Source organism: Achromobacter sp. GbtcB20, assembly GCF_019091095.1.
Lineage (GTDB): Bacteria > Pseudomonadota > Gammaproteobacteria > Burkholderiales > Burkholderiaceae_B > Achromobacter > Achromobacter mucicolens.
Window position 1 is genome coordinate 1 of record NZ_JAGXJZ010000068.1, and the last position, 1,277, is coordinate 1,277.

Below are 1,277 nucleotides of genomic sequence, written 5' to 3' on the forward strand. Positions count from 1 at the left end.
CTGAGCTAACCCGGGTTTTCCGGACACTCGTAAAAGTAGACAATACTTGAAGGAGGTGTCCAATGGATAAATCCACTCCCGACGGCAAGCCCGACGATGCCGAGCGCCAGCGCTATAGCCGAGAGTTCAAGATCGAGGCGGTCCGCCAACTGGAAGAAGGTAAGGTCAGTGGCGTCCAGCTGGCGCTGATGCTCGGCGTCAAGCGTTCGATCCTTTACCGATGGAAGAAGGAACTGGCCACGCACGGGCCCGATGTTTCGTTCCCCGGTACGGGTAAAGTGCGCACTGACGAGCAGGCTGAGATCCGACGTCTCAAGCGCGAGTTGGCTCAAGTTACTGAAGAGCGGGACATCCTAAAAAAAGCGGCAGCGTACTTTGCGCGGGAACTGCCGTGAGGTACGCCTTTGTGCAGGCTCATCAGCAGCAGTTCCGAGTCGCTCGGCTATGCCGAGCTTTGCATGTGAGTCGCAGCGGGTACTACGACTGGCTGCGCCGAGTACCTTCGGCACGACAGCAAGAGGACGTAAAGCTGCTCGCCGCCATAGAACAGGCTCATCGTGCCTACCGACAAGCGTATGGCGCAGAGAAGACTTGGCGTGCACTTAATGCCAATGGCATCGCTTGTGGCAAGCATCGCATAGCGAGGCTGCGGCGTCAGGCCGGCATCGAGGCGCTGCGCAAGCAGCGTTTCCGCCGCCTCAAGAAGCACTCGTTGCTAGACCCGGCGCCTAACCATCTTCAACGTCAATTCACCGTGAACTGCCCGAACAAGGTCTGGGTGGGCGATATCACGGTGATACCAACGCGGGTGGGTTGGTTGTACCTCGCAGTGCTGTTGGACCTTTACTCCAGATCCGTAATTGGCTGGAGCATGGCTGAGAAGGCAGATCGCAGCTTGTTGATTCATGCGCTCCAGATGGCTCTTGCTCGGCGCAACCCCGCACCAGGCTTGATGCACCACAGCGATCGCGGCGCCCAGTACAGTTCTGCGGAGTACCGACGATTACTGACCGAAAACGGCGTCACCATCAGCATGAGCGCGACGGGCGACCCCTATGACAATGCCGTCGCGGAAAGCTTCTTCAGCAATCTGAAAAATGAGTTGACGCATCATCAAGTCTTCCAGAGCCGGGAACACGCGCGATTGGCGATCTTCAACTACATAGAGGTCTTTTACAACCGCCAACGACTGCACCAGGGGCTAGGCTATAAAACCCCAGCCCAGGTCGAGGCCAATGTGTCCTAACCAAACTGTCCGAGAAATCCGGGTTAGCTCA

General features: G+C 57.4%; 2 protein-coding genes. Both read left to right on the top strand.

What is annotated here, in order from left to right; all coding sequences use genetic code 11:
• Positions 1-62 precede the first annotated feature (62 nt).
• Complete coding sequence (locus tag KVT32_RS27770; protein ID WP_175124205.1) at positions 63-395, top strand: transposase; 333 nt, start codon at positions 63-65, stop codon at positions 393-395.
• 11 nt (positions 396-406) lie between these two features.
• A complete protein-coding gene (locus tag KVT32_RS27775) occupies positions 407-1,246 on the top strand; it encodes an IS3 family transposase (RefSeq protein ID WP_246283035.1) in 840 nt (279 codons plus the stop codon).
• The last annotated feature ends 31 nt before the right edge of the window (positions 1,247-1,277 follow it).

What these genes read in the sequence shown, in the direction of transcription:
- KVT32_RS27770 (WP_175124205.1), top strand. Translation starts at nt 63, where the DNA reads ATGGATAAATCCACTCCCGACGGCAAGCCCGACGATGCCGAGCGCCAG.